This is a genomic window from Streptomyces sp. NPDC030991, assembly GCF_055571235.1.
The window spans coordinates 531,138-551,725 of the sequence record NZ_JBVIFR010000001.1 but is presented as its reverse complement, the minus strand read 5'-3'; the positions used below and the strand labels follow the sequence as shown (position 1 = coordinate 551,725).

At 73.1% G+C, this 20,588-nt stretch carries 18 protein-coding genes; 10 read left to right on the top strand and 8 right to left on the bottom strand.

Going from position 1 to position 20,588, the window contains the following annotated elements:
* Positions 1 to 80 precede the first annotated feature (80 nt).
* Positions 81 to 1,325, top strand: coding sequence for an aspartate aminotransferase family protein (locus ACZ45E_RS02630; RefSeq protein WP_468215546.1), 1,245 nt, complete (start codon positions 81 to 83; stop codon positions 1,323 to 1,325).
* A 384-nt stretch (positions 1,326 to 1,709) separates the two neighbouring features.
* Positions 1,710 to 3,173: an NAD-dependent succinate-semialdehyde dehydrogenase gene (locus ACZ45E_RS02625; protein ID WP_468215543.1), complete on the top strand. Its 1,464-nt coding sequence runs from the start codon at positions 1,710 to 1,712 to the stop codon at positions 3,171 to 3,173.
* A 113-nt stretch (positions 3,174 to 3,286) separates the two neighbouring features.
* Here ACZ45E_RS02625 and ACZ45E_RS02620 read toward each other — a convergent pair whose 3' ends face one another.
* The 4 genes from ACZ45E_RS02620 to ACZ45E_RS02605 all read right to left on the bottom strand — a co-directional run bounded on the left by ACZ45E_RS02620 (position 3,287) and on the right by ACZ45E_RS02605 (position 7,984).
* Positions 3,287 to 4,435, bottom strand: coding sequence for a hypothetical protein (locus tag ACZ45E_RS02620; protein WP_468215541.1), 1,149 nt, complete (start codon positions 4,433 to 4,435; stop codon positions 3,287 to 3,289).
* Complete coding sequence (locus ACZ45E_RS02615) at positions 4,432 to 5,718, bottom strand: hypothetical protein (RefSeq protein ID WP_468215539.1); 1,287 nt, start codon at positions 5,716 to 5,718, stop codon at positions 4,432 to 4,434. The genes ACZ45E_RS02620 and ACZ45E_RS02615 overlap by 4 nt, the downstream gene beginning before the upstream one ends.
* 158 nt (positions 5,719 to 5,876) lie before the next feature.
* Positions 5,877 to 7,076 (bottom strand): L,D-transpeptidase, encoded by a 1,200-nt coding sequence (locus ACZ45E_RS02610; protein ID WP_468215536.1) that lies wholly within the window; start codon positions 7,074 to 7,076, stop codon positions 5,877 to 5,879.
* A 248-nt stretch (positions 7,077 to 7,324) separates the two neighbouring features.
* The gene (locus tag ACZ45E_RS02605) at positions 7,325 to 7,984 is read right to left on the bottom strand and encodes a hypothetical protein (protein ID WP_468215534.1); all 660 of its coding nucleotides are present in this window, start codon (positions 7,982 to 7,984) and stop codon (positions 7,325 to 7,327) included.
* 334 nt (positions 7,985 to 8,318) lie between these two features.
* Between ACZ45E_RS02605 and ACZ45E_RS02600 the strand changes: the two genes are divergently transcribed.
* On the top strand, positions 8,319 to 8,414 hold the full coding sequence (locus tag ACZ45E_RS02600; RefSeq protein ID WP_468215532.1) for a hypothetical protein: 96 nt from the start codon (positions 8,319 to 8,321) through the stop codon (positions 8,412 to 8,414).
* A 5-nt stretch (positions 8,415 to 8,419) separates the two neighbouring features.
* On the opposite strand, the gene ACZ45E_RS02595 is transcribed toward ACZ45E_RS02600, so the two are convergent.
* Both ACZ45E_RS02595 and ACZ45E_RS02590 read right to left on the bottom strand, forming a co-directional pair.
* Positions 8,420 to 8,596, bottom strand: a complete 177-nt coding sequence (locus ACZ45E_RS02595; protein WP_468215531.1) for a hypothetical protein — start codon at positions 8,594 to 8,596, stop codon at positions 8,420 to 8,422.
* A 91-nt stretch (positions 8,597 to 8,687) separates the two neighbouring features.
* On the bottom strand, positions 8,688 to 9,497 hold the full coding sequence (locus tag ACZ45E_RS02590; protein WP_468215528.1) for an SAM-dependent methyltransferase: 810 nt from the start codon (positions 9,495 to 9,497) through the stop codon (positions 8,688 to 8,690).
* A gap of 153 nt (positions 9,498 to 9,650) precedes the next feature.
* Between ACZ45E_RS02590 and ACZ45E_RS02585 the strand changes: the two genes are divergently transcribed.
* A complete protein-coding gene (locus ACZ45E_RS02585; protein WP_468215527.1) occupies positions 9,651 to 10,667 on the top strand; it encodes a GNAT family N-acetyltransferase in 1,017 nt (338 codons plus the stop codon).
* Between the two features lie 12 nt (positions 10,668 to 10,679).
* Here the strand turns inward: ACZ45E_RS02585 and ACZ45E_RS02580 are convergent, their stop codons facing one another.
* Positions 10,680 to 11,435 carry a crotonase/enoyl-CoA hydratase family protein gene (locus tag ACZ45E_RS02580; protein ID WP_468215525.1) on the bottom strand — a complete coding sequence of 252 codons (756 nt, stop codon included), beginning with the start codon at positions 11,433 to 11,435 and terminating at the stop codon, positions 10,680 to 10,682.
* Between the two features lie 156 nt (positions 11,436 to 11,591).
* Between ACZ45E_RS02580 and ACZ45E_RS02575 the strand changes: the two genes are divergently transcribed.
* Positions 11,592 to 13,484, top strand: a complete 1,893-nt coding sequence (locus tag ACZ45E_RS02575; RefSeq protein ID WP_468216031.1) for an ABC transporter ATP-binding protein — start codon at positions 11,592 to 11,594, stop codon at positions 13,482 to 13,484.
* Positions 13,485 to 13,581: 97 nt separating this feature from the next.
* Positions 13,582 to 16,335 carry a helix-turn-helix transcriptional regulator gene (locus ACZ45E_RS02570; protein WP_468215523.1) on the top strand — a complete coding sequence of 918 codons (2,754 nt, stop codon included), beginning with the start codon at positions 13,582 to 13,584 and terminating at the stop codon, positions 16,333 to 16,335.
* 228 nt (positions 16,336 to 16,563) lie between these two features.
* Here the strand turns inward: ACZ45E_RS02570 and ACZ45E_RS02565 are convergent, their stop codons facing one another.
* Complete coding sequence (locus tag ACZ45E_RS02565) at positions 16,564 to 16,920, bottom strand: PRC-barrel domain containing protein (RefSeq protein WP_468215520.1); 357 nt, start codon at positions 16,918 to 16,920, stop codon at positions 16,564 to 16,566.
* 174 nt (positions 16,921 to 17,094) lie between these two features.
* Between ACZ45E_RS02565 and ACZ45E_RS02560 the strand changes: the two genes are divergently transcribed.
* From ACZ45E_RS02560 to ACZ45E_RS02545, 4 genes are all read left to right on the top strand, one after another.
* Positions 17,095 to 17,988, top strand: coding sequence for an NAD-dependent protein deacetylase (locus tag ACZ45E_RS02560; protein WP_468215517.1), 894 nt, complete (start codon positions 17,095 to 17,097; stop codon positions 17,986 to 17,988).
* Between the two features lie 83 nt (positions 17,989 to 18,071).
* Positions 18,072 to 18,698, top strand: coding sequence for a GNAT family N-acetyltransferase (locus ACZ45E_RS02555; RefSeq protein ID WP_468216029.1), 627 nt, complete (start codon positions 18,072 to 18,074; stop codon positions 18,696 to 18,698).
* A 357-nt stretch (positions 18,699 to 19,055) separates the two neighbouring features.
* A complete protein-coding gene (locus ACZ45E_RS02550) occupies positions 19,056 to 19,625 on the top strand; it encodes an RNA polymerase sigma factor (RefSeq protein ID WP_468215515.1) in 570 nt (189 codons plus the stop codon).
* Positions 19,622 to 20,584 (top strand): hypothetical protein, encoded by a 963-nt coding sequence (locus ACZ45E_RS02545; RefSeq protein WP_468215513.1) that lies wholly within the window; start codon positions 19,622 to 19,624, stop codon positions 20,582 to 20,584. The genes ACZ45E_RS02550 and ACZ45E_RS02545 overlap by 4 nt, the downstream gene beginning before the upstream one ends.
* Positions 20,585 to 20,588: the final 4 nt, after the last annotated feature.

The following is a 20,588-nucleotide window of genomic DNA, read 5'->3' as shown; positions in this document are numbered from 1 at the left end:
CGGAGCGCGACAGCGGTGGCCGGAGATCGTCACACATGCCCCATTGACGCCTGTTCGGCCCGGCGCCGAGGGTGGAGGGTATGACCCAACTGTCCGAGCATCTGCGCCAGGCCACCCCCGTCGTCGCGCAGCGCGGGGAAGGCGTCCACCTCTACGACATCGACGGCCGCCGCTATCTGGACTTCACCGCCGGGATCGGGGTCACCAGTACCGGCCACTGTCATCCACGTGTCGTCGCCGCAGCGCAGGAACAGGTCGCCACCCTCATCCACGGCCAGTACACGACCGTCCTGCACGAGCCGTTGCAACGGCTCGTCGAGAAGCTCGGCGACGTGCTCCCGGCCGGCCTCGACAGCCTGTTCTTCGCGAACTCGGGGAGCGAGGCCGTCGAAGCGGCGATGCGGCTGGCCCGGCAGGCCACGGGGCGCCCCAACATCGTGGTGGCGCACGGCGGTTTCCACGGCCGCACCGTGGCCGCCGCGTCACTGACCACGTCCGGCACGAAGATCCGGACCGGGTTCGGGCCGCTGATGGCGGGCGTCGCCATCACCCCCTTCCCCAACGCCTACCACTACGGCTGGGACGAGGAGACGGCCACGCGGTTCGCGCTGCGCGAGTTCGACCACCTCCTGCAGACGGTCACCGACCCCGACGACACGGCGGCGATCCTCGTCGAACCGGTCCTCGGCGAAGGCGGCTACGTCCCCGCCAACACGGCCTACCTGCAAGGGTTGCGCGAACGCGCCGACCGGCACGGCATCCTGCTGATCCTCGACGAGATCCAGACCGGCGTCGGCCGCACCGGCCGGTTCTGGGGCCACGACCACTTCGACGTCAGGCCCGACGTGCTGATCACGGCGAAGGGCCTGGCCAGCGGCTTCCCCCTGTCGGGCATCGCGGCGTCCGCCGAACTGATGCACAAGGCCAGGCCCGGCTCCCAGGGCGGCACGTACGGCGGCAACGCGGTCGCCTGCGCGGCGGCCTGCGCCACGCTCGACGTCATCGCGGAGGAGGGCCTGGTGGCCAACGCCGCGGCGATGGGCGCACGGCTGCGCACCGGCCTGGAGGACATCGCGGCGAAGACCCCGGCCATCGGCGACGTACGCGGCCTCGGCCTGATGCTGGCGAGCGAGTTCACGACCCCGGAGGGCGAACCCGACCCGGCGACCGCCCTGCGGGCCCAACAGGCGGCGGCGGAGGAGGGCCTGCTCCTCCTGACCTGCGGCCCGTGGGGCAACGTGGTCCGCATGATCCCGGCCCTGGTGGTGACGGAACCCCAGGTGGACGAGGCCCTCCGGGCATGGTCGTCGGCGCTGGCGGCGTAACTCCGGGCCGGGCCGAACCCGGGCTCGAACCACGCCCAGCCCCGCCAGGGGCGCGGGGAACGGCGCGCGCAACCCACGACAACGCGCACCGCCCCGAGGCCCATGGAGCCCCGACGTATCCAGCCCCGCCGGGGCGCGGGGAACTGCGCGCGCAACCCACGACAAGCCGCACCCGGCACGAAACGCACACCTCACCGGCGCGCACCGCTCCAAGGCCCATGGAGCCCCGGCATGTCCAGCCCCGCCAGGGGCGCGGGGAACTGCGCGCGCAACCCACGACAACGCGCACCCGGCACGCAAACCCACACCCCACCGGCGCTCACCCGCACCGGCCCGGCGCACCCCCACCAAGACCGAGCCCCCACCCCCTGATGGAGTCACCCCATGACGACCGCCCCCCGCGTCATCGAAGCCGTACCGAAGCAACTCCACATCGCAGGCACCTGGCACCCCGCGGCAGCAACCCGCACGATGCCCGTCGACAACCCGGCCACCGGCACCACCCTGTGCGCCGTCGCCGACGCGAGCCCGGAGGACGGCCGGGCCGCCCTGGACGCGGCGGTGGCCGCCCAGCGGGACTGGGCCGCCACCCCTCCCCGGACCCGCTCGGAGATCCTGCGCCGGGCCCACGAGATCATCCTCGACCGCACCGAGGACCTCGCTCTCCTCATGACCCTGGAGATGGGCAAGCCCCTCGCGGAGGCCCGCGGCGAGGTCGCGTACGCCGCGGAGTTCTTCCGCTGGTTCGCCGAGGAGGCGGTCCGGATCGACGGCGGCTATGCCCTCAGCCCCGACGGCCGCAACCGCCACCTGGTCCTGCGTCAGCCCGTCGGCCCGTGTCTGCTCATCACGCCCTGGAACTTCCCGCTCGCCATGGGCACCCGCAAGATCGGCCCCGCCGTCGCCGCGGGCTGCACCATGATCCTCAAGCCGGCTCCGCAGACCCCGCTCTCCACCCTCGCCCTGACCGGGATCCTCACCGAGGCGGGCCTGCCGCCCGGCGTCCTCAACACGGTCACGACAAGCGACGCCGGCGCACTCGTCGAGCCCTTGCTGCGCGGCGGCGGCATCCGCAAACTGTCCTTCACCGGCTCCACGCAGGTGGGCCGGGCCCTGCTCGCCCAGTGCGCCGACACGGTCGTACGGACCTCGCTCGAACTCGGCGGCAACGCCCCGTTCATCGTCTTCGACGACGCCGACCTCGACGCGGCCGTGGACGGCGCGATGGTCGCCAAGATGCGCAACATGGGGGAGGCTTGCACCGCCGCCAACCGGATCTACGTGCACAGCTCCGTCGCCGAGGAGTTCGCGACCCGGCTGACCGCGAGGATGTCCGCCCTGACCGTCGGGGACGGCGCCGCGCCCGGCACCGACGTCGGGCCGCTCATCGACGCGGCCGGCCGGGCCAAGGTCGAGGCCCTGGTACGCGACGCCGTGGACCGCGGGGCGAAGGTCCTGACCGGCGGCGAACTCCCCCCGGGCGAGGGCAACTTCTACCCGCCCACCGTCCTCGCCCAGGTCCCGCGCGACGCCGAACTGACCGGCACGGAGATCTTCGGGCCCGTCGCCGCGCTGTTCACGTTCGACGACGAGGACGACGTGGTTCAGGCCGCGAACGACACGGAGTGGGGCCTCGTCAGCTATGTCTTCACCCGTGACCTGGACCGCGCACTGCGGGTCGGTGAACGCCTGGAGACGGGCATGGTCGGCCTCAACACCGGTCTCGTGTCGAACCCCGCGGCCCCCTTCGGCGGCGTCAAGCAGTCGGGTCTGGGCCGGGAGGGCGGCCGGGTGGGCATCGAGGAGTTCCTGGAGTACAAGTACCTGGCCATCCCCACCGGCTCCTGACCGCCCACGGCTCACGGCCTCCACCAGAACGGCCGCGCCACTCCCGACCACCGCACCACTCCCGACCGCTGCACCACTCCCGACCGCTGCACCACTCCTGACCACCGCGGCAGTCACATCCGCTCCACCGCCCGGAACCCGGCGAGCCGGGAGAGCAACGAGCGGGCGGGAGGCGCGAGTTCGGCCACGGACATCTCCTCGCCCGCGTTCAACAGGCCGACGACGGCGGAGAGTTCGGGCGCGGTCAGGTCGGTCTCCAGGACGTGCCCGCACGCGGCCACGAGCCGCCGCCCCGTCGTCTCGGCCCACACCACCCGCTCGACGGCCCGCACGGTGTCGTCGTCGGTGAAGTGTCCCGGCCGGGTGGGCGGCGGGACCGGCCGCAGCCCGCCGTCCGTCGCGTGGAGCAGCGCCTCCCGTACCAACCGCCGCCGCAGCGCCGCCGGACGCGCCGCCTCGCGATAGTGGGCGAGCGCCTCGGCGAGCACCGGGGGCAGCCCGTCCACGTCGTCCCGTACGAGGATGTCGTCGCCGCCCCACCGCGTCTGCGGGGAGGCCGGGTCGGGGCCGGGCGCGAGCAGCGAGCGCAGTCCGTGTCCCGGCTCGGGCGCGGCCCGCGGGACGCCCAGGTGCACGACGGCGGCCGGTGACCGGCTGGGCTCGGCGACGTACCGCTGACCGGCGGGCCAGTACAGCAGGTCTCCCGGAGCGGGCCGGGCGAGCGACCACCGCCCGTCCTGGGCCAGGCGCAGCCGGGGCCGCCCGAGCAGGGTGTAGAGGAACGTCGCGCTCGTGGTGGACGTCGTCCGGTCAGGGCCGGGCATCCCGTGGAACAGGGTGGTACTGGCCCCGAGCATCGGCTGGCCCGTGCGGTCCCACAGCCCGGCGAGGAAGTTCCGCGCCCTGAGCCACACGGGGTGGTGACAGGCGTGCAGTCCGCGTACGAGGAGGGTGAACGGTTCGCGGGCCGACTGCCCGAGGAGCCGCCGGTCGTACCGGTCGAAGGAGCCGTCCTCCGGCTGCGGCAGCAGATCCCCGGGGTCGGTCAGGCGCCGCGGCCCGAGGGCGAAGCTCACCTGCCCGGCCGAGGGCCGCCGCGCCGCGGTGACCGAACTCTCGAAGACCTCGTGCGCGTCGAACGGGGCGGTCCGCAGCGCCGCGCCCTTGATCAGCACAGGCCGCCGGTCCCAGTACGCGTCGAGGAACGTGTCCCACTCGAACGACTCCAGGACGGCGACGCGAAGTATCGGGAGAGGACTCACGATCCCGGCTCCGAATCCGGACCTGGCCCCGGCCCCGAATCCGGCTCCGGTATGGGCCCGGGCTCTGGTCCTGGCTCCGGCTCGGGTTCCAGTTCCAGGGCGCGCACCTGGTACAACTCGCCGAGCATTGCCAGGAGTTCGGTGCTCCCCGCATGCAGGTCGCAGGATTCGGCGAGCGCCGCGACGGTGGTTCGCGGGGCCGCGTCGAGGTGGGCGAGGACGCGGGAGGCCGCCGGGCCGGTGCCGTGCCGCGCGTGCCCGTGCGCGGCCCAGATCAGCGGATCCGCGCCGGCACGTACGCGCAGGATCTCGGTGGTGCGGCGCAAGCGGTGCCGGGCGGTGAGCGTGACGCCGGGTCGGGGCGGTGGGGCCGGGGCGAGCCCGGCGGCGGAGCGCAGACCTGCCCAGCGCAGCAGCAGCGCGCGTTCGGGTTCGCCGCCGGTGAGGGCGGCCGCGTAGCGCCGGGCGGGCTCGGTGAACCGGAGCGGGGGATGGAGCCGTCCGTCGGGGGCGGCGGGTGCCGGGTGCGGGAGCGTGGGTTGCTCGTCGCCGGGCAGCGGGCGGCGGCGCAGCACCTCCCCGACGACCGCGCCGACGTACGGGAGGGCCGAGGCGGTGCGGACGGGCACGGTCAGCCGCAGGGTGGTGCACGGTCGCGTACGGTCGTCGAGGTGGGTGCTGCCCGCGGGCCAGTGCACCAAGTCACCTGCGCCGGCGCGCAGTTCGAACTCGGTGCCGGTGTGCTCGGGCCGTACCCGCACCGTCAGGGAGCCGTCGAGGACCCAGGTGAGCGCTGCCGCGTCGGGGCGCGCCCCGATCTCCTCGGTGGCCTGGTGCCGGGCGCCGACGGCCAACTCCGCGGCGACGGGCAGCGGGGGGTGGCCGACGTGCCGCCACAGGCCCGCCACGGTATCCCGGACCCGGGACCAGAGCGTGAAGTCGAGGGCGAGCGCGTGCTCGGCGGTCAACAGCCATCCTTCGCTGCCCAGTTGGCCGGAACCGGTCAGGCGGTCGGCGTATCCGGCGGCGGTCCCGTCCGCGGGCGAGGGCAGCAGCGGCCCGGGATCGCGGAGCACGCCGTCCGCGACGGCCAGCCGGACCCGTGTCGGCCGCGGGGCGCCGGCCGCGGCTGTCAGGAGGCGGTGTGCCGCCGCCGCGTCCAGGCCGGGCCGAGGGGCGCCGGTGACGACGACCGGCTCCTTCGCCCAGTGCTTCTCCGCGAAATGCCGCCATGCGTCGGCGGGCGGCACGGGCGCACGGGTGGGCTCGCGGTTGTGGTTCATCGGGCCTGGGATTCTCCTCGGTCCCTCGTCCGGGGGCGGCGTGACAGGCCTGGTGACCCTGTCAGAGGCGTTCCGGCGCCGTCAACGACTTACGGAGAAGCGGTGAACATCTGGCGCGAACGCGCGTCTGCTCCCGTACGGCACCGCGTCACCCGGCTTCACCGCTGCCCCTGGACCGTCCGGACCGCGCTGCCCGCCTGCCAGTCGGCCCATGACATGTTCCAGCCGTTGAGCCCGTTCGCCGGATTGACCGTCTCCTCGCCCGAGCGGCGCACCTCCACGACGTCGCCGAGGATCGAGCTGTCGTAGAACCTGGCGCCCGGCGTCGACGGATCGTCCGCGCCCTGGGTGTCCCGCAGGCCGACGCAGCCGTGGCTGGTGTTGCTCGTGCCGAACGTGGAGGCGGCCCCCCAGTAGTTGCCGTGGATGAAGGTGCCGGACGTGGTGAGGCGCTGGGCGTGCGGCACGTCGTCGATGTCGTACTCGTCGCCGAGCCCCACGGTCGTCGAGTCCATCCGGGTCTCCTCGAACCGCTCGGATATAACCATCTTCCCGGCCCAGGTGGGGTGTTCGGCGTCGCCGCCGCTGACGTCGTACGTGGCGATCTCCTTGCCGTCGCGCCGCACGGTCATCGATCTGGCGCGCAGGTCCACGACGCTGATCTGCTCGCGCCCTATGTGGAAGGTGACGTCCTTGTGCTGCGTGCCGAAGACCCCGTCGGCGCCCTCGACGTCCTTCAGCCGCAGGCTCAGCGTGATCCGCGTACCCACCGCCCAGTACGTCTCGGGGCGGAAGTCGAGCCGGGTGTCGCTGAACCAGTGCCCGGCGATCTCCACGTCCGGGTCCGCGGTCACGGTGATCGCCTTCTGCACCGCGGCCCGGTCCGTCACGGCTTTCGTGAAGGTGAGCGAGACGGGCATGCCGACGCCGGAGGGGGTGTAGTGGGCGACGAAGGTGGTGCCCGGCTTCCGGGTGGTGAAGCGGGTCGTGTGCACGGCGCTGCCGCCCTCGACCTCGGCGCTCACGGTGTACTGCGTCCCTGAGGCGGGGCGGGCGGAGGAGGTCCACGTGGTCCGCCCGTCGTCGTACGTCCCCTTCAGGCGCGTTCCGTCGGCCGCGGTGACCTCGACGGCGCTCAGGGCCCCGCCACTCACCGCGACCCTGACCGGGCTGGTGAAGTCGGCGTTCCGCGCGCCGGCCGCGGGGACGACGCTGAGCCGCGCCTCGGCGGCCCCGCCGCTCTTCGCGCCCGCACAGCCCGCGACCGTCGCCGCCGAGGCAGCGCCCAGCGCGCCGAGCACGCCACGCCGCGACCAGCGACCCGTTCCACCCGCTGTCCGCATTCGAGAGTCACCCACACCGCGCCTTCCTGATCCATGCCCGTGGCCTCCTGGGACGACGAATGGTGCCCGGGCGACCTGGGGGAATCCTTGAAGAATGGCGCGCTTGTCTTAGATCTTCCTTTGAGCGTGTGGGGCGTGTGGGGCGTGTACGGCGCCGGGGCGTCGGCGCCCGACGCATGTACGGCGCTTCGGCGACGCCTGGGCTGAAAAACGCAGCGCGTGAACCTGGGGTGTCGAATCCCGCGCCCGCGCCGATGGCGTACCTACGGGCAGGACTCGCCGAACTTGACGGCCTTGAACTCGACCGGCTGCCCCGAAAGCGCCGCGCCCGCGGCCGGGGTCTGGCTGCACACCTGCCAGTTCGACTCCATGAACACGATGCGGTCGTCCGCGCTCGCGTCCTTCACGTCGATCGATGTGCCGGAATCGAGGGCGCCGCGGGCCGCCTTCACCGACTTGCCCGTGAACGAGGGCATCGTGCCGCCGGCCTTCGCGGGCGCCTGGTCGTCCTTGGCCGGGCAGGACTCGTCGGTCTTCACCGCGCCGAAGCCGAGCATGGTCGTTGTCGGCACGTTCGTCCCCGCGTCCACGCTCTGGAAGCACACCTTCCAGTCCCGGTCGAGGACTTGCCTGCGGTCCCGGCCCGCCGAGTCGTGCGACGTGAGGATGGAGAAGCCCTCCGCCTGCGCCTTGTCCTGCGCGGACTGGAGGCCCATGCCGACGAACTTCGGCACCGCCTTCTTCTTCCCGGCGCTCGGGGCGGCGCTCGTCGCCGGCGTCGACGGCGTGCCGGTGCTGGCGCTGGGCGCGGTCGTAGGGGCGGTGGACGGCTTGGAGCTGACCGTATCGGCTGCACCGCAGGCGGTCAGCGCGAGGACCGCGGCGGAACAGGACAGCGTGGCGACGATGATGCGGGTACGCACGGATTCCCCCAGATGGTGCCGGTACAGGCGGCACACGATAGGCCCGTGGTGAGGGAGATATGACGGTGCGTCACACAACCGTGACCTGGTGGGGGTGGATCGCGCGTGGTGACTGGCCGGCACCGATGCCGCATGGGGTCGGCGGTCTGCCGCACTCGGACGCGAGGCCGGTGATCCATCGCACTCGAACGAGTGTTCGCCCCGGAGGAGTTTTGCTCCGCACAGGACCCGTCCGGCGCCGGAATCGCGAGGGCTCCTGGCCTGTGGAAAGGTGGCAGGAGAAATGTCCCGTAGGTCTTTATCAGGGTCTTACGGGACGGTTGTCCGTCCGTCCATGCCCCTGGGAGGCGTCATGTCCTCGAAGCGCCGCCGCAAGAAGAAGGCCCGCCGCAAGCACGCCGCGAACCACGGCAGCAGGCCGCAGTCCTGACCGCGTCACGCCCTATGCACGAGTCCTTCACCGGCCACCGTCGCCCACTCCGTGACCAAGGCCTCGTACTCCGCCCGGTCCTCGGAGGTCAACTGACCGCCGGTGCGCGCCCACAGGTCGCGAATCTGCTGGTTGACCACATCGGGGGAACGGTCGGAGCGCGGAGTGGGAATGGAGGACATGTGAACGAGGGTAGGGGATCGGTGCGCCTATGTGCTCCTCACTGTCACGTGGTCATCGCCATGTGTGATGTTCGCCATGGTGCGCAACCCCTCACGGTTTGCGCGCGACCCCCGCGTACAGCGGCACGGCGGTCCCGTCCCGCTCCTCGTCGACGGCCAGCTCCGGATGCCACTCCGGCAACCAGACCACGCCCGGGTCCAGCAACTCCAGCCCCTCGAAGAACTTCGCCATCTCCTCGCGGGTGCGCGGCACCAGCGTGACCCCGCTCGCCGCGTACATGTCGACGGCCCGCCGGGTGCGCTCCGGGTCGTGGTCGGAGGCGAGTTGGGACAGCACCAGGTGGCTGCCCGAGGGGAGCGCGTCCACCAGTGTGCGGACGATGTCGTACGCGCCCTGCTCGTCGGGGATGAAGTGCAGGAGCGCGATGAGCGAGACGGCCACGGGGCGGTCGAAGTCCAGGATCTCCCCGGCGAGATCGAGGATCTTCCGCGGTTCACGGGCGTCCGCCTGCACATAGCGGGTCACCCCCTCCGGGGTGCCGCGCAACAGGGCCGCCGCGTGCGCCAGCACGATCGGGTCGTTGTCCACGTAGACGACGCTCGTCTCGGGCGCCGCGGTCTGCGCGATGCGGTGCAGGTTCGGTTCCGTCGGAATGCCCGTGCCGATGTCGAGGAACTGACGCACCCCGAGCCGCGCCGCCAGCATCCGCGTCGCGCGCTGCATGAACCAACGGTTGTGCCGCGCCCCGTACTTGGCCGTCGGCTCCATCGCCGTGATCTGCCGCCCGAGCTCCTCGTCGACCGGATAGTTGTCCTTGCCGCCGAGGAACCAGTCGTACACCCGGGCCGGATGCGGCTTGCTGGTGTCGATGGTGGGGGTGGCGGGGGACGGGTCCGTCATGGGTCAACTCCCTGGTCGGGGCGGTCTGTTCGAGCGTGCGTCCGATCATCCTGCCGTACGTGTGTGACGCGCGGGGCGCAATCGGGGAGGATGGCCGCCGCCCGGACCACGGCGGGCGGACAGCGGAGCCGTACGCGAACAGGAGCAGTGCGCATGAATGGTGTCCCCCGGCGGCTCGACATCTCCAGGGCCGGCCTCGCCGACTGGCCGGTGATCCACGGCTGGGCCGCCGCGGAGGGCTGGAACCCCGGCCGCCACGACGAAGCCGCCTTCTTCGCGCAGGACCCCGACGGCTTCTTCCTCGGCCGGATCGACGGAGAGCCCGTGTCGGCGGTCTCCGTCGTCAATTACGGCGCCGAGTACGCCTTCCTGGGCTGCTACCTCGTCCGGCCCGACCTGCGCGGCCGCGGCCACGGACTCGCCACCTGGCGGGCCGGGCTCGCCCACGCGGGCGGCCGCACCGTCGGGCTCGACGGCGTCGTCGCCCAGCAGGACAACTACCGCAGGTCCGGGTTCGCACCGGCCCACCGCACGATCCGGTTCACCGGGACCCCCCTCCCCGGCGCTCCGGACCCCGGCATCCCTGCCCCCGGTACACCTCTCCCCGGCACCCTTGCCCCCGGCATCCCCGCCCCCGACGCCCCCGGCATCCCCGCCCCCGGTACACCTCTCCCCGGCACCCTTGCCCCCGGCATCCCCGCCCCCGACGCCCCCGGCACCCCCGCCGCGAACCGTGCCGCGCGCCCGGACGGGATCGTGCCGGCCGGCGACGACCTCGGCGCTCTCCTCGCGTACGACAGCGCCTGCTACCCCGCCGACCGGCCCCGCTTCCTGCGCTCCTGGCTCACCACGGACGGGCACACGGCGCTCGCCCGCGTCGTCGACGGCCGTGTCACCGGGTACGGAGTGGTGCGCCCGGCCCGCGACAACCGGCGGATCGGGCCGCTCTTCGCGGACACCGCCGACGACGCGCGGGCCCTGTTCGACGCCCTCGCGCCCGGAGCCGGGCCGGTCGGCATCGACGTACCGGAGACGAACGCCGAGGCCATCGCGCTCGTCACGGCTCGCGGCCTGACGGCCGGGTTCGAGACGGCCCGCATGTACACCGGCCCCGTCCGGCCCTTCGCACAGCACCGCGTCTTCGGGGTGACCACACTCGAACTTGGCTGAGGGCGGCGGGCGTTACGCCCCGTGCCGTCCTTCCCCGGCCGCGAACCGCTCCGCGCCCTTCAGCCCCTCCGTCAGCACGCCCGCCCCGTGGCGCAGTTCGTTGCGCATGGCCGTGACCTCGTCCGAGCCGCCCTGCTCACGCACCGAGGCGAGATCGCTGCGCAGGCACGCCTGCGGGAACGCCGCGAGCCGCGCGGCCAGCGCCTCGGCGGCGGCGCGGGCCCGGCCCGGCGGAACCAGGCGGTTGGCCAAACCGATCTCGTACGCCTCACGAGCCGGGACGGGGCGGCCGGTCAGGATCAGGTCCATGGCGCGGCTCTCGCCGATGAGGCGCGGCAGCCGCACCGTGCCGCCGTCGATCAGCGGGACGCCCCAGCGGCGGCAGAACACGCCGAACACCGCGTCCTCCTCGGCGACGCGCAGATCGCACCAGAGGGCGAGTTCGAGGCCGCCCGCCACCGCGTGGCCGCTGACCGCCGCGATCACCGGCTTCGTCAGGCGCAGCCGCGTCGGGCCCATCGGTCCCTCGCCGTCCGGCGCCACGCGGTTGCCGCGCTCGGTGCCGACGGCCTTGAGGTCGGCGCCCGCGCAGAACGTGCCGCCCTCGCCCCACAGGACCGCCGCCCTCGCCGACTCGTCCGCCTCGAACGCCCGGAAGGCGGCGGCGAGTTGCGCGGCCGTCGGGCCGTCGACGGCATTGCGTGCCCCGGGGCGGGCCAGGACGATCGTGGTGACAGGACCTTCGCGTTCGACACGGACGGACGGCATGCGGGGATCCTCCCACGGGCCGGCCGTCCCGCCCCACCGTCCCGTCCCGTCCCTCCGTCCCCTTCCGCGGTCTCGTTCCGGGGTCTCGTTCCGGGGTCCACCCCTCGAATCGTTGACCTCAAGATTGGTTGAGGTCCTAGGGTCGTCCCCATGAGCATGGAAACGACAGCCTGGACGCAGCTGCACAGCGTCATGAACGCCCAGAACGGCGCTCCGCACAACCGTCCCTTCGCCCGCGAGACGCTGCGCCGCATCGCCGCCTTCGCCCGTCCCCACCGGCGCCGCATCACCCAGTTCGTGATCCTCAGCATCCTCGGCGCGCTACTCGCCGTGGCGACACCCCTCCTCGCCGGGCATGTCGTCGACGCCATCGTGGGCGGTGACGGGCAGGACGTGGTGATCCGCCTCGCCGTGCTCATCGCGGTCATCGCCCTGGCCGAGGCGGGGATCGGGCTGCTGGCCCGCTGGCTCTCCGCCAACCTCGGCGAGGGCCTCATCCTCGACCTGCGCACCGCGGTCTTCGACCACGTCCAGCGGATGCCCGTCGCGTTCTTCACGCGCACCCGCACCGGCGCGCTGGTCAGCCGCCTCAACAACGACGTCATCGGCGCCCAGCGCGCCTTCAGCAACACCCTGTCCGGGGTCGTCGGCAATGTGGTCACGCTGCTGCTGACCCTGGCTGTCATGCTCACGCTGTCCTGGCAGATCACCCTCCTCTCCCTCGTCCTGCTCCCCATCTTCGTGCTGCCTGCCCGCCGCATGGGAACCCGGATGGCCCGGCTCCAGCGCGAGGCCGCCGCCCACAACGCGGCCATGGGGACCCGGATGACCGAACGGTTCTCCGCGCCGGGCGCCACGCTCGTGAAACTGTTCGGCCGGCCCGAGGAGGAATCGGCCGAGTTCGCCGCCAGGGCGCGCCGGGTCCGCGACATCGGCGTCCGCACGGCCATGGCCCAGTCGGCGTTCATCACGGCGCTGACCCTCGTCTCGGCCCTCGCCCTGGCGCTCGTCTACGGCCTCGGCGGCTACTACGCGCTGGACGGCACCCTGGAGGCGGGCGCCGTCGTCTCGCTGGCCCTGCTCCTCACCCGCCTGTACGCGCCGCTCACCTCCCTGGCCGGGGCCCGCGTCGAGGTCATGAGCGCCCTCGTCAGTTTCGAGCGCGTCTTCGAGGTTTTGGACCTCAAACCGCTGATCGAGGAGAAGCCGGACGCGCGCGAGGTCCCGGACGGGCCGGTCGCGGTGGAGTTCGACGACGTCCGCTTCGGCTACCCGTCCGCCGACAAGGTCTCCCTCGCCTCCCTCGAAGAGGTCGCCTCGCTCGACACCCGGGGCGGCGCGGAAGTCCTGCACGGCGTGAGCTTCCGCGCCGAACCGGGCCAGACGATCGCCCTGGTCGGCTCCTCCGGAGCGGGCAAGTCGACGATCGCGCAACTGCTGCCCCGCCTCTACGACACCGACGCCGGCACCGTCCGGATCGGCGGCATCGACGTACGCGACCTGAGCGCTCCGGCGATGCGGGCCACCCTCGGCATGGTCACCCAGGACGGCCACCTCTTCCACGAATCGGTCCGCGCCAACCTGCTGCTGGCCAGGCCGGGGGCGAGCGAGGAGGAGCTGTGGGACGTCCTGCGCCGGGCCCGCCTCGACGCCCTCGTCCGCGAACTGCCGGACGGCCTGGACACGGTCGTCGGGGAGCGCGGCTACCGCCTCTCCGGGGGCGAACGCCAGCGCATGACCATCGCCCGGCTCCTGCTGGCGCGCCAACGCGTGGTCATCCTCGACGAGGCCACCGCCCACCTCGACAACACCTCGGAGGCGGCCGTCCAGGAAGCGCTGGCCGAGGCCCTCACCGACCGCACCGCCATCGTCATCGCCCACCGCCTCTCCACGATCCGCTCCGCCGATCAGATCCTCGTCGTGGAGGACGGACGCATCGTCGAACGCGGCACCCACGCCGACCTGTTGGCCACACCCGGCCGCTACGCGGAGCTCTACCGCACCCAGTTCGCGGCGGACGAGCCGGACGGCGCCCGGAACGTCGCGTGAACATCCCGCCGGCCCGTCACCGGGCGAGGCCAACTCCCGGTGACGAAGGCCCGATCGGCCCCTGCGGCGAGCCCCCGCCGCCGGTTACCCTGGGTGCATGCTGCTGGGTCGTACAGCGGAATGCGCACGGATAGCCGCCCTCATCGACGACGCACGCACCGGACAGAGCACTGCCCTGGTCATCCGCGGCGAGGCAGGCATCGGCAAGAGCAGCCTGCTCCACCACGCGGAGTCGATCGCCGGGGACCTCACCCAGCTCCGCACCCACGGCATCGAGACCGAGTCCAGACTGCCGTACGTGGGCCTCGCCGACCTGTTCCGCCCGGTCACCGACCACCTGGACCGCATCCCGGGCCGGCAGGCGGCGGCCCTCACCGGCGCCCTGGCGCTCGGCCCGGCCGTCGCCCAGGACCGGTTCGCCGTCGCCGCCGGCACCCTCAGCCTCCTCGGCGCGGTCAGCGAATCCGGGCCGGTGCTGGTCATCGTCGACGACGCGCAGTGGCTCGACCCGTACTCCCTGGACTCCCTGGCCTTCGCCACCCGCCGCCTGGGCCGCGAAGGCGTCGTCGCCCTGTTCGCCACCCGCGACACCGGCGAGGCCTCCTCCCGGCTCGCCCCCGTCGAGACCCTCACCCTGCGCGGCCTCGACACCGACGCCGCGCGCCTGCTGATCGCCGACGAACCACTCTCCCCGCACGACATCACCTGGCTCCTCTCGGAAGCCCGCGGCAACCCCCTCGCCCTCGTCGAACTGCCCGCGCTGCTCGCCCGCGGCGGCCACCGGCCCGACACCGGCGCCCCGCTGCCCATCGGGGAGATCCTGGCCCGCACCTTCCACAGCGCCATCGCCCGGTTGCCCGCGCAGGCGCAGGACGCCATGCTGCTGCTCGCCGTCCTCGGGCCGCGCCCCCTCGCCGGTACCGAGCGCGTCCTGCGCGCCCACGGGCTGACCTACGCCTCCCTCGAACCGGCCGAGCGCGCAGGTCTGATGACCGTGGAAGAGGGCGCGTACGTCTTCCGCCACCCCCTCGTCCGCTCCGGCGTCTACCACGGGGCGTCCGCCGTCCACCGCTGGCGCGCCCACCGCACCGTCGCCCACGCGCTCCAGGACGCCACGGCCCCCGTCACCCTGGAGCGCTACGCCTGGCACCTCGCCGAGTCCGGCGCCGACCCGGACGAAGAGGTCGCCGCCGCCCTCGAACGCGCCGCGTCCGGCGGCCCCGGCAGCCTCACCTTCCCGATCGCCTCCCGCCTGTACGCGCACGCCGCGCGGTTCACCCCGGAGGGCGAGCACAAGGCCGGCCGCCTCCTGTCCGCCGCCCGCGCCGCACAGGCCGCCGGCTCGCTCGACGAGGCCGCCGAGCTCCTCGACCGCGCCCTCGGCCACGCCGCCCACCCGCGCACCCGCCTCGACGTGCGCCAACTCCGGTGCTACATCGACATCCAGCGGGGCCGCCCGGCCCGCGCGCGTGAACAACTGCGCGCCGCCGTCGACGAGGCCCGCCGCGTCGACCCGGGCCTCGCCGCCGTCATGCTCGGCGGCATCACCCTCACCGAACTCGCCATCGGCGACCTCACCGCCGCCCGCGCCACCTCCGCCGAGTCCATGCAGATCGCCGACGCCTCCGGCGACCCCTCCGCGGCCCTGCCCGTACGCCTCCTGCACGCCCTCGTCGAACTCCTCGGCGGCGACGCGGACGACGGACGCGCCCTCCTGCGCGAGCTGGAGAAGCCGCTCGCCGTACCGGACGTGACGTTCCCCTACCCCGTCTCCGGCGTCGGCGGCCTGTGCTACCTCGCCGCCGAGGAGCTCGACGAAGGGCACGCCCTGCTCGACCGCGCCGTGCACGCCGCGCGCGCCGCCAGCACCGTGGGCCTGCTCGCGCACCTCCTCGGCACCCTGTCGGTCGTCGAGTTCTGGCGCGGCCGGTGGACCTCCGCGCTCGCCCACGCCGACGAGTCCGCGCGCCTCGGCGAGGACACCGGGCGCGTCATCGAGGTGTGCCGCGCCCTCGCCGCCCAGGCCAAGGTCGAGGCCGCGCTCAACCGCGAGACGGACTGCCGCCGCCACGGCGCCCAGGCCGCCGCGCTCGCCGCCAGCGCCGACCTGCCCATGGACGCCGCCCGCGCCCACGGCGCCCTCGGCCTGCTCGAACTCGGACTCGGACGGTTCGAGGAGGCCGCCCAACACCTGGAGAAAGTCCGGGAGTTCTCCGTCGCCAACGGCCGCGGCGACGGCCTCTACCTGTCCTGGGCCGCCGACCTCGCCGACGCCTACGCCCACCTCCACCGCACCGAGGAGGCCTACGAGGTACTGCGCGTCCTGGAGCGCGAGGCGGGCCGCGGCCACCGCCCGATCGCCGCGGCCGCCGCCGCCCGCTGCCGCGGCATGCTGGAACCGGCGGCAGCGGAACGCCATTTGGACCGCGCGCTGCGTCATCTCGCCACCGCCGGCGCCCCGTTCGAGCGCGGCCGGACCGAGTTCACGCGGGGCGAGATCCTGCGCCGCCAGGGCCGGCGCGGCGAGGCGCGGCGCTGGCTCCAGCGTGGCCTCGCGACCTTCGAACGGCTCGGCGCCGCCGGCTGGGCCGCCCGGGCCGCGGCCGAACTGCACGCGGCAGGCGGCGACCGGGTGCGGACAGGCCCCACCCCGCTCGCCGGGCTCACCCCGCAGGAGTTGCGCGTGGCGCTCGCCGTCGGCCGCGGCGTCACCAACCAGGAAGCGGCCGAGCAGCTCTTCCTCAGCGTCAAGACGGTCGAGTTCCACCTCGGCAACATCTACCGCAAACTCGACGGCGTGCACCGCAGGGCCCAACTCGTGCGCCTGCTCAGCCAGTCCGGCGGCTCCTGAGCCCCGCCCCCGACACAGAACAGCGGGGGTGCCCGGCTCGGGCACCCCCGTCCCCCGTGTCCCCCGTGAGACCCCCCGTTGGTTCCCCCGTGGTCGAAAGCCCCCGTGCGCTTCCGTGTCTCCACAATGGACCCGCGGCGTTGTCGGGGCCACGGTGAAAACCCTGGTATCGGGGACCAGGGGCCTACGCCGGTCGACGTAGCCGTGGCGGACGGCGCGGCCGGGCCGTCAGCGGCGCGCGAGTCTGCGCTCCCCTCGCGCCCCGGGTTCGAAGGGCAGCTTGTAGTGGTCGAAGACGGCCCACTCCTGGTCGGCGGCGAGCTCACCGTCGGTGTCGATGGACGGGGCGTCCTTCACCAGGTCCTTGGAGAAGTGGATCTTCAGATAGGCCGGTCCCACCGCGGCCCCCATCAGAGGAGCGAAGACCAGGCGGCGCCTGGTCGGCAGGCCCACGGTGATGGTGCAGAAGAACGGGGCGTCGGAGACAGTGTCGACGTAGATGGATTCCAGAGAGCCGATCTTGTGGCCGTCCGGATCCACCACATCGTGCCCGCGCCAGTCCCGGATGTTCTCTGCCGCGATCATGGATGACCTCCCGTGCCGAGTGGACCGTGTGCCCTACGTCTGTCTCCAGTGTTCACCGTTACCCGGTCGCGCGGCGATCACGTGCACCGGCCCCGGATACTCTCCGCCGGGCTACCGGGGCCTGGGGTCCGGCGCCTCTCCGGGTCCGCCCGTTCGCTGCGTAAGCTGGCAGGTATGCGCATGCGCCCCACGCTGACCTGGGAACCCGTCGCCGGTCTGCCCCCGGCCTCGACCGACCTCGCACCGGTGGTCGATGCCGTGCGGGCGGGCGGCGTCCTCGTGCTGAGCGGCGCGGGGCTCTCCACCGAGTCGGGCATCCCTGACTACCGCGGGGAGCACGGCTCCCTGCGCCGGCACACCCCCATGACGTACCAGGAGTTCATCGGCGACGCCTGGGCGCGGCGGCGTTACTGGGCGCGCAGCCAGGTGGGGTGGCGGGCCATGATCCGGGCGCTGCCCAACAGCGGCCACCGGGCCGTGGCCGCGCTGGCCGAAGCGGGTCTCGTCACCGGCGTGATCACGCAGAACGTCGACGGGCTCCAGCAGGCGGCGGGGCTGCGCGACGTCGTGGAGCTGCACGGCAGCCTCCACCGCGTGATCTGCCTCGACTGCGGCGACCTGAGCGGGCGCGCCGCACTCGACACGCGGCTGCGAGCGGCCAACCCGGACTTCGAGGTCGCGGCGGAGCGGCACGCGGCCGCGGCGCGGGTCAACCCCGACGGCGATGTGGAACTCCCCGACGAGGCGGTCCGGGAGTTCCACCTCGTGCCGTGCGAGATCTGCGGCGGCGTACTCAAACCGGACGTCGTCTTCTTCGGGGAGAACGTTCCGGCGGAGCGGGTCGCGACCTGCCGCCGCCTCGTGGGGGAGGCGGCGTCGCTGCTGGTGCTCGGCTCCTCGCTGACGGTCATGTCCGGCCTGCGCTTCGTACGGCAGGCGGCGCAGGCCGGTACGCCCGTACTGATCCTCAACCAGGGCCCCGGCCGCGGCGACGCCCTGGCGGCCCACCGCGTAGGTCTGCCGCTGGGCCAGGCGCTCTCCGATGTCGTGACGCGACTGCTCCGCTGACCGCCCCCGCCGGGCGCCGAAGCGCGCGAAATGGGCTGCGGGAGCGCTCCCATGCTGGGATCGTGACCGGCATGACAACCGGCATGACCACGCGGCCCTTCGTCCGCCCCTACCGCCCCTCCGACCGCGTCGCCCTGGCCGACATCTGTGTCCGTACGGCGCACGAGGGCCAGGACTCGTCATCCCTCTATCCGGACCCGGAGCTGATGCCGACGATCTTCGCCTACCCGTACGTCGAACTGGCCCCGGAGTTCGCCTTCGTCCTGGACGACGGAGACGGCCACGCGGTCGGCTACGTCCTGGCCGCGCCGGACACCCTCACCTTCGTCAAGAGGTTCCGTACCGAATGGCTGCCGCGCGTCGCGGAGCGGTACCCGGCCGTCACGGGTGAGCCCCGCACGCCGACGGAGGAGATGCTCGGGCTGTTGCACACCCCGGAACGCATGGTCCGGCAGGAGCTGACGGGGTTCCCGGCCCATCTCCACATCGATCTGCTGCCCGGGTGGCAGGGCCGCGGGCACGGCCGGGCCCTGATGCGGACCCTTCTGGAGGCGCTGCGGCGGCACGGCGTTCCGGCCGTGCACCTGTGCATGGTCCGGGCGAACACCTCGGCCCGGGCCTTCTACGACCGGCTGGGGTTCCGCCTCCTGGCCGTGCCCGACCCCGGCCCCGTCTGGTACCTGGGCCGCTCGACGGAGACCCCGCACTGACTCCCGGCCCACGACTCTCACCAGGCAAATGTCACAACTCCCTTGCGCCTGCGCACTGTTGTGTGTGCAGGTGCCCATCGGGCCGCCGTGCGGCAAGGAACGGACAGGGAGACAACGCAGTGGATCCAGTGGTACTTGGGGCGGTTGTGACCGTCTGCGTCAGCGTGGTGAGCGGCATGGTGAAAGTCGCCCACAGTCGTATCGCCGCACGGGTGGAACTGGCGCGCATCGCTGACGAGGGGCAGACCCGGCGCCTGCGTGCTGCCTGTTCCTCCGCATCCGACCGACGCGGGGCCGAGAGCCAGGGCCGGTCCGTGACCGTGGCGGCGGCAGGAGGTGGCGGTGATGGAGGACGCCTTGAGCAGTGAAGTCAGTGTGGCGGAGCGGCAGGAGGAGACCGCCGTCCCCACCCCGGGCAGGGAACTGGCCGAAGCGCTCCATCACGCCCAGTACCCGGCGCTCGTCCGCTTCCTCCTGCTGAACGGCGCCTCGTGGACCGAGGCCCAGGACGCCGCCCAGGACGCCTTCACCCAGATGTGCGCGCCCGGCGTCTCGGTGACCCACCCCAAGGCGTGGCTGCGCACGGTCGCGTGGCGGTCATGGGTGCGCCAGCAGGTGCGACTGGAGGAAACCTGCGCCGAGCTGCCCGAACCTGTCGTGAACCTGCAATGGCACACCCCCGCGCAGGCGGCGGAGATCGGCGAGGAGCAACGGCGCATCATCGCCCTGCTGTTGTCACTGTCCGCCAAACAGCGGGCGGCCATGGCCTGGTACCTCGACGGGTTCACCGCCGAGGAGAGCGCCCTGGCCATGGGCACCACACAGAGCGCCGTACGCCAGAACCTCAGCCGTGCCAGGACCGCCCTCAAGGCCGCGCTGGGTCTGGAAAAGGCGCCGCACCACGACATGCCGAGGGGAGTGCAATGAGCGTGAACCCGCACCTGTCCGCCACCGCCGATCACGTCCTGAACGATCTGCTGACCGCCGTCAACGAGCATCTGGGCACTGCCGTGCAGGACCGGCTGACGGCGACCGGCGGCATCCCCGACCTGCACGATCCCGACCTGGCGCTGGACCGGCTGCTCGCCTCCGCGCACCGCGAGACCGAGACCGCGGTGGCGATCCGCCTGGAGCAGCACAAGCCGGGCCCCGACGGCGGCGGCACCGGACACCCCCACGCCCACAACGAGCGGAACCTGAAGCGCCGCCCCGCCGCACTCCGGCTGCGGCACCGTGACGAGACCCGGCGCCTGATCGCCTGGTACTGGCCCAGCGACCTGGACGCCGCCCTGCTCGCCGCGCTGGGCGCGCTGGAGCAGTTGACGAGGACCTGGGAGGAGGGGCTTGCCTTCGTCGTGGGTCAGGACGCCGTCGAGCAGGTGGCGAGCCGGCTCGACGAAGTCCTGCGGCTGCCGGACCCCCGCTCCCCGGCCGCACGGTGGCGCGCCCCCGGCTACCTCCGTTCCGTGGAGCGGCTCCTGGCGGCGCCGGCGGCCGAGCTGTTCTGCCTCGTCCACAGCGCCCAGCAGATGTTCGAGGACGAACTGGCGCCTCTCCTGCTCACCGATGCCCCCGGAGAGGACAGCGGACTGAGCCTGGTCGCCCAGGACCTCGCCGACGACCTGGAGCACGCCCGCCGCGCGGCCGTCGCCCTGGCCCGCGCGCGGGCCGAGGTCGAGGCCGCCGGCAGCGACTTCATCGGGGCGGACCTGCGCGACACCGATCTGGAAGGGGTGCCGCTGCAAGGGGTGATCTGGGACGCCACCACCTTCTGGCCCCCTTCCTGGGAGGCGTTGATCCGCCGCGCCTCGATGCCGCAAGGAGCCGACGGTGTTCTCGTCGTCGCGGCCGAGCCGCACGACAGCGCCGTCCCGGCCGACGCATAACGGC

What these genes read in the sequence shown, in the direction of transcription:
- ACZ45E_RS02630 (WP_468215546.1), top strand. Translation starts at nt 81, where the DNA reads ATGACCCAACTGTCCGAGCATCTGCGCCAGGCCACCCCCGTCGTCGCG.
- ACZ45E_RS02625 (WP_468215543.1), top strand. Translation starts at nt 1,710, where the DNA reads ATGACGACCGCCCCCCGCGTCATCGAAGCCGTACCGAAGCAACTCCAC.
- ACZ45E_RS02615 (WP_468215539.1), bottom strand. Translation starts at nt 5,718, where the DNA reads ATGAACCACAACCGCGAGCCCACCCGTGCGCCCGTGCCGCCCGCCGAC.
- ACZ45E_RS02600 (WP_468215532.1), top strand. Translation starts at nt 8,319, where the DNA reads ATGCCCCTGGGAGGCGTCATGTCCTCGAAGCGCCGCCGCAAGAAGAAG.
- ACZ45E_RS02595 (WP_468215531.1), bottom strand. Translation starts at nt 8,596, where the DNA reads ATGTCCTCCATTCCCACTCCGCGCTCCGACCGTTCCCCCGATGTGGTC.
- ACZ45E_RS02590 (WP_468215528.1), bottom strand. Translation starts at nt 9,497, where the DNA reads ATGACGGACCCGTCCCCCGCCACCCCCACCATCGACACCAGCAAGCCG.
- ACZ45E_RS02585 (WP_468215527.1), top strand. Translation starts at nt 9,651, where the DNA reads ATGAATGGTGTCCCCCGGCGGCTCGACATCTCCAGGGCCGGCCTCGCC.
- ACZ45E_RS02580 (WP_468215525.1), bottom strand. Translation starts at nt 11,435, where the DNA reads ATGCCGTCCGTCCGTGTCGAACGCGAAGGTCCTGTCACCACGATCGTC.
- ACZ45E_RS02575 (WP_468216031.1), top strand. Translation starts at nt 11,592, where the DNA reads ATGGAAACGACAGCCTGGACGCAGCTGCACAGCGTCATGAACGCCCAG.
- ACZ45E_RS02570 (WP_468215523.1), top strand. Translation starts at nt 13,582, where the DNA reads ATGCTGCTGGGTCGTACAGCGGAATGCGCACGGATAGCCGCCCTCATC.
- ACZ45E_RS02565 (WP_468215520.1), bottom strand. Translation starts at nt 16,920, where the DNA reads ATGATCGCGGCAGAGAACATCCGGGACTGGCGCGGGCACGATGTGGTG.
- ACZ45E_RS02560 (WP_468215517.1), top strand. Translation starts at nt 17,095, where the DNA reads ATGCGCATGCGCCCCACGCTGACCTGGGAACCCGTCGCCGGTCTGCCC.
- ACZ45E_RS02555 (WP_468216029.1), top strand. Translation starts at nt 18,072, where the DNA reads ATGACCACGCGGCCCTTCGTCCGCCCCTACCGCCCCTCCGACCGCGTC.
- ACZ45E_RS02545 (WP_468215513.1), top strand. Translation starts at nt 19,622, where the DNA reads ATGAGCGTGAACCCGCACCTGTCCGCCACCGCCGATCACGTCCTGAAC.